Origin of the sequence: Streptomyces sp. NPDC006476, from assembly GCF_040612015.1 — a bacterium.
Classification (GTDB): Bacteria; Actinomycetota; Actinomycetes; order Streptomycetales; family Streptomycetaceae; genus Streptomyces; species Streptomyces griseorubiginosus_B.
Genome location: NZ_JBEXPK010000182.1, coordinates 1 through 5,585 on the forward strand (window position 1 = coordinate 1; position 5,585 = coordinate 5,585).

General features: G+C 68.2%; 6 protein-coding genes and 1 tRNA gene. 4 read left to right on the top strand and 3 right to left on the bottom strand.

Annotation, left to right across the window (positions count from 1 at the left end):
• Positions 1 to 871: 871 nt before the first annotated feature.
• Positions 872 to 945, bottom strand: a tRNA-Met gene (locus ABZZ74_RS52265).
• A gap of 401 nt (positions 946 to 1,346) precedes the next feature.
• On the opposite strand from ABZZ74_RS52265, the gene ABZZ74_RS52270 reads away from it, so the two are divergent.
• The 3 genes from ABZZ74_RS52270 (at position 1,347) to ABZZ74_RS52280 (ending at position 2,723) form a co-directional block, all read left to right on the top strand.
• On the top strand, positions 1,347 to 1,682 hold the full coding sequence (locus ABZZ74_RS52270; protein WP_356951171.1) for a WhiB family transcriptional regulator: 336 nt from the start codon (positions 1,347 to 1,349) through the stop codon (positions 1,680 to 1,682).
• A 266-nt stretch (positions 1,683 to 1,948) separates the two neighbouring features.
• The gene (locus ABZZ74_RS52275) at positions 1,949 to 2,470 is read left to right on the top strand and encodes a DUF6233 domain-containing protein (RefSeq protein ID WP_356951172.1); all 522 of its coding nucleotides are present in this window, start codon (positions 1,949 to 1,951) and stop codon (positions 2,468 to 2,470) included.
• 28 nt (positions 2,471 to 2,498) lie between these two features.
• Entirely contained in the window at positions 2,499 to 2,723 is a 225-nt protein-coding gene (locus ABZZ74_RS52280; protein WP_356951173.1) for a hypothetical protein, read from the top strand.
• Between the two features lie 89 nt (positions 2,724 to 2,812).
• On the opposite strand, the gene ABZZ74_RS52285 is transcribed toward ABZZ74_RS52280, so the two are convergent.
• Complete coding sequence (locus tag ABZZ74_RS52285; protein WP_356951174.1) at positions 2,813 to 4,153, bottom strand: endonuclease domain-containing protein; 1,341 nt, start codon at positions 4,151 to 4,153, stop codon at positions 2,813 to 2,815.
• A 353-nt stretch (positions 4,154 to 4,506) separates the two neighbouring features.
• Here ABZZ74_RS52285 and ABZZ74_RS52290 point away from each other — a divergent pair, with 353 nt between their 5' ends.
• Positions 4,507 to 4,857: a hypothetical protein gene (locus tag ABZZ74_RS52290; RefSeq protein WP_356951175.1), complete on the top strand. Its 351-nt coding sequence runs from the start codon at positions 4,507 to 4,509 to the stop codon at positions 4,855 to 4,857.
• Positions 4,858 to 4,878: 21 nt separating this feature from the next.
• On the opposite strand, the gene ABZZ74_RS52295 is transcribed toward ABZZ74_RS52290, so the two are convergent.
• A partial coding sequence (locus tag ABZZ74_RS52295) for an IS256 family transposase (RefSeq protein ID WP_356951176.1) occupies positions 4,879 to 5,585 on the bottom strand: 707 nt, incomplete at its 5' end.

The following is a 5,585-nucleotide window of genomic DNA, read 5'->3' on the forward strand; positions in this document are numbered from 1 at the left end:
CGCCAGCAGCAGGTTCTCGCGCACCGAGCTGTCGAAGAGGTGCGCGTCCTGCGCACACAGCCCGACGAGCTTGCGGACATCGTCGCCGTCGAGGGCCGGCTCTTCCTGCCCTGCTCCGCAGGAACTTCGTTTCCTCCCCCGGCTGAAGCCGGGGGTATCCACGAAGGAGAGACCCGATGAAGGCGGCCGCTTCGACGACCCGGCGGAGGTCGGGGCCGTCGGGGTGAGGCCTGTCGGTGCCCAGGATCTCGTCCAGTCCGAGGGAGCCGGATGACCGGGCCTGCGGCGGCGAGGGTCTGGAGGGGGTCGTCGTCGTTGCGCAGTACGGGGCGGTAGAGCCCGTGGCCGGGGACTGCGGTCGGCATCCGTTCCGGGGATCGAAGGGGTTCCGTCCGGTGGGCGGGCGGTAGGTGGGCGACGAGGCCTTCGAGGATGCCGAGCGTGGTTGCCCACCCTTCCGCGAAGCTCTGGTCGCTGGGGGGATAGGTCGTTGGGCTCCCAGCGGTGTCGGGCCGAAGCCACTTCCATACGAGGTCGTCGGGTGGGCAGATCGCCGAGAGCACGACGAGGGCGGTAGCGCGCCACCAGGCGAGGTCGTACGGCGGGCTGTCGGCGGTGAGCGGTGTGCCGCGGCTGATCAGCTGCCGGATCACCGTGGTCGTCTCGGCGGGGTGTGCCAGGCCGAGACGGTTCGGCAGGTCGCGGTCGGCCCGGACAGGGTGGTGCGCTCCATGGAGTCGGTGGTTGTCGCCTCCATAGGGGCGCCGAATCCCAGCCGCGTGTGACATCTAGCGGAGATTTCGGTGGCGAACCGACGCTCCAGAGAAAGACGTCGGCCTCCGCCGCATGAGCGGCGGCGGCCGAAATCCAGTAGCGGGGACAGGATTTGAACCTGCGACCTCTGGGTTATGAGCCCAGCGAGCTACCGAGCTGCTCCACCCCGCGTCGGTTAGCCCACCGTACAATATTTCCCGGGCGGGCAACGGGCGGAATGGGATGCGTCGACGCTTCACAGGGGCTCATGGTTCCGGGCCCCACGCAGTATCGGACGCCTCATGTGCCCCCAGCCGCCGGCCGCCGTGGCCGTCGTTGCGCAGCTGCCCGACGCGCCCAACATCGCCCGGGCGTGCCGATGTCCGGACAGCGAGCGACGGGTTCCCCGAGGGCATTCCCGCTTCGATCACTGATACCGCCCGGCGTATCCTGTGACAAGCCCTCATCACTCGAAGGAGTTGGGCGCTCGTCCGCTGCTGAACGCCCAGCGCCCGACTCGCGTACTGTCACATGCCTGCCGCATGTAGCCGGGGCAAAGCTGCTGGCCGAATCGGGGAGAGGACGGTACCGGGGTGATAGCGGATACCGACTGGGGCAAGCGCGGGTTATGCAAGGCTGCCGACCCGGACGAACTGTTCGTCGAAGGCGCTGCCCAGAATCGCGCCAAGATGCTGTGCACTGGCTGTCCCGTGCGCACCGAATGCCTGGCATACGCCCTGGACAACCGGATTGAGCACGGCGTCTGGGGCGGCATGACCGAACGCGACCGGCGAGCGCTCCTTCGCCGCCGACCGACCGTGACGTCGTGGTGGCACCTCCTGGAGACAGCCCGTGTCGAGCATGAGCAACACACCCGTGCCGCTGTCCCGGCGAAAGACGGCATTCTGGTCCTGCGCGAGGCCTGCTGACCGCGCAGTCTCGTGGAGGGTGCCGCCGAACGGCAGCTCCGGATGGACCACCTGCTGAAGCCGTCATGCCCAACGACGGGCGGCGCGAACGCCCGTCCCCGCATGCCGCTCATTTAAAGTTGCTGGTCAAAGGGCTGGCGTGACCGGTGCTCGGAGTGCTCATGCTGGTCTCGGGCGGAAGTCGGCCGGGGTATCCACGAAGGAAGGCCCCGATGAACTTGCCAAGGCGTCCGGTTAGGATGCTGGGCAGGAGGGAGGGGGTCGTAATGCCGCAGAACGCGGCCCAGGTGACCGTGATCATGCCTGACGGGCAGGAGTTGCGAGCCTGCCTGTATGAGCGTCGGCGCGCGGCAGTCGGATGGCAGTACCGGGTGGGCATCTCCGGCTGGGCAGTTGGCAGCAGCGGCCGTACGGAGCCTGCAGAACAGAGTGTCTGGCTCGACGCCCGTCATGTCCGCCCCCTCGAAGGCGGCGACTACAGCCGCATCCCCACCCGCGCTCCTCTCCCCGCCGCCGGGCGGCAGGCCTGGACAGTACAAGATCTCCCTCACCGCCCCGGCCACCCCGGAGCACGCCTGATCCACGTCATCGGCTGCCAGCCCCACGCCACACCCATCACCCTCGACCAGGCCCTCGACATCCTCCGCCAACCCCGCACCGTCCCCTGCCGCGAATGCAACGCAGCCACCTCCCTCCCCACCACGGCCGACCCGCTGCCCCCGCAACAAGACCACGCTCCGCTCAGAGAAAGGGAGCGCCATCCGGAAGACTCGCAGTGGCACGCGTGATCCGAGAGCGGCCTGGCAGGATGGACGTATGAGCGAGGACACGTTGGAAGCAGCCCAGCGGGCATACCAGTCGGCACAGGAAGCGCTGCATACCGCCCGCCGGAAGCTGGCCGAGGCCGTCCTGGATGCCTATGCAAACGGCGAACCGATCGGACGGATCGCCGAACGCACAGGCCAGAGCACCACCAGCATCTGGAACACCCTCGCCGTCCACGGCATCACACCCCTCAGCCGCATCAACGGCTCCGCCTGACAGCCGCCGGTTCCTTCCGAGCTCGGAGCACAGACCCGCCGGACGAGGTCCAACGGCCTATGTGTGAAGCCGGTTTCGCGGGTGTTCGGTCAAAAGAGCGCCAGGCCTTCGCCGCTGGTGTCAGCGATGACGGGCCTGGGATCGGCAGGCAGGCCGTCGAGGCGGTCGGGGCCGGCTGCGGCCGCCACAGCGGGGGCGGTCTCGGCCAGCCAGGTACGGAACTGCTCGACTGCTTCCCGGTAGGGCACCTGTGCCAGGACGCGGTGCTCGCCCGAGGGGCAGAAGTCGACGGAGACGGTGAGCAGGCAGGAGCGGGGTGTGTTCTGGCTGCCCGTCCATGAGACGCGCAGCACTCCGCAGGGTTTCCGCCCGCGGGAGCCGGGGTGGGTGGGGCGCAGCGTGCGCGTGGCCGTGTGGGCGGTCCATGCGGCGAGGTGCGGCAGAGGCAGGGTGATGCGGGTGCGGCAGCCCGGACAGCGGTGCCAGTGGCGCAGCCAGCCGACCGCGTCGGTGTCGAAGAGGCGCCGGTAGCGGCCGGCGACGCGGATGTCGTTGTCGTACAGGTGGTCGGGGCGCTCCAGCGTGTTGCAGGACGGGCAGACCGGGGCGCGGACGTAGCCGTGTTCGTGGCAGTGATCCAGCACAGCGGCCGGCGCCGTATCGCAAACGGCGCACACCCACCCGGCCACTTGGCGGGACATACCAGGCTTGCGGCTCAGCACCGAGTACGACTGACCTCGCAACTCCCCCCTATACGGGCGCTGCGGGATGGCTGGGCCGTCCACGCCTGTCCCGGACTTGCTGTCGGCGGCTCGGGGGTCACGGCGGGGCTGTCCGGCAACAGCGATGTCCGCTGTTCGGGACCGCGTGGTGTGCAGCCACTGGTTTTCGGCGTGCTCGGCCGTGTCCAGCATCCTGACCACGGCACGTGGAAGCCACCACGACCGCTCCGCCCCGTCACGGGACCGCTGCACCAGCAGCCGCTGCCAGTCCACCCCTGCCAGATGAGACCACGGTCCGGGCTCTTGGCCGGCCTGCCGCCCGGGATGATCTGCCCCTCGCAGTTCCCAGCCGATGCGCCGACGCCACCCACGCAACCTTCCACGTGTGCGTTCCTGCTCTGGCAGACCACGGAACGGACCGATACGGACCAGGTCCAGTGCGTCCATCTCCACCGCGTTCCATGCCGCCGCCGCCCGGCGCACCTCAGCCTCCGGAACTCTCCACCAGCCGTCGCCCGTCCTGACCAGCTCCACCACACAGGCACCGAGCAAGACGTACCACGCCGGCAGGACATCAGAAGGAACGCAGGTGAATACCGCAGAAGTCGTCGGTACCGCGCTACCGGCCGTCAATCTGGCCCACACATTGTCCGCAGCGGCCAAAGTGACCAGACCATCTGCTTGGCCGGGGACAGCGCGCTCAGACATGGCGAAAGTCTATCGACCAGCACCAGCACCAGCACCAACACCAACACCAACACCAACACCAACACCAACAGACCGACAGCCGGTGCCTGGTTCTGACGCTGAGAGGACCGCCCCGGCCTATCGAGGCTGCAACACCAACCCGCCCCGGCTACCCAACTCCTGCTGACCTTGCTCGTCCTGACGAACTTCGAAATCAACCGCTGACGGCCCGGCACCCCCGAACCAGAAGAGGACCCCACCCTATGGTGACCACCAGCCACCCCGTCCGCATCGGTGTTCTCGGCACCCACTCCACCGGCAAGACGACGCTCCTGTAGCGGATCGAGACGGAGCTGCGCGCCGAAGGGATCACCGTGGCCCGAACCGTCCGGCTCGGCAAACCTGCCGCGGCAGCCGGACTGCCCAAGATGCAGCACCACACCGCCACCTCCACCGAGTGGATCATCGCGCAGGGCATCGCCGACGAGCTCGCCGCCACAGCCCAAGGCGCCGAAGTCGTACTCCTCGACCGGGCCGTCCACGACGCCATCGCCTACTTCAACGCCGCCCTGGAACACCACAGCGAGACACCACCACGGGTGGAACGCAAACGCCTTCTCACGCTCGCCTCCACCCAACTACCCAAATACGACCTGCTGTTCGCCACCGTGCTCGACGAGCGCCAGCCCGCGAACACCGGCCACGACTACGGGGCGTGTCAGTGACTTTGTGTAAGTCCTCGGGGGTCACGTGGTGTTGAGCCGGTCCTCGAAAAAGAGTGAGAACTGGTTCAGCGCCTTCTTCCAGTGTGCCGCGACGTGGTTGACGTCGCGGGCCTTGGGGGCGATCAGCTCGCGGACGGCGAGGTAGAGCACCTTCAGTGCGGCCTGTTCGGAGGGGAAGTGCCTGCGGTTGCGGGTGGTCTTGCGAAGCCGCACGTTGATCGACTCGATCAGGTTTGTCGAATACACGACCTTCCTTATCTCGGGCGGGAAGGCCAGGTAGGGCGTGAACTCGCTCCACGCTGCCCGCCAGGTGCGCACGACGGCCGGGTAACGCTGGCCCAACTCCGATGCGGTGAAGTCCGCGAGGGCCTGCTCGGCGGCCTGTTCGGTCGGCGCGGTGTAGATGGCCCTGAGCGCCGACACCACCGCCGGATGGTGCTGCTTGGCCGCCAGCCGCAGCGATGCCCGGATCAAGTGGATCACGCAGGTCTGGACGGTGGCCCTGGGCCACGTCGCGGTGACCGCGTCCGGCAGGCCCTTGAGGCCGTCGCAGGCGACGATGCAGACGTCGTCGATTCCGCGGTTGCGTAGTTCGGACAGCACCGTCATCCAGGTCGTGGCGCCTTCGCCCTGGTCGCCGACCCACAGGCCAAGGACGTCTTTGCAGCCGTCCATGTCGACGCCGACGGCGAGGTAGACCGGCTTGGAGGCGACGGATCCTGACCGGA

What these genes read in the sequence shown, in the direction of transcription:
- ABZZ74_RS52280 (WP_356951173.1), top strand. Translation starts at nt 2,499, where the DNA reads ATGAGCGAGGACACGTTGGAAGCAGCCCAGCGGGCATACCAGTCGGCA.
- ABZZ74_RS52275 (WP_356951172.1), top strand. Translation starts at nt 1,949, where the DNA reads ATGCCGCAGAACGCGGCCCAGGTGACCGTGATCATGCCTGACGGGCAG.
- ABZZ74_RS52285 (WP_356951174.1), bottom strand. Translation starts at nt 4,153, where the DNA reads ATGTCTGAGCGCGCTGTCCCCGGCCAAGCAGATGGTCTGGTCACTTTG.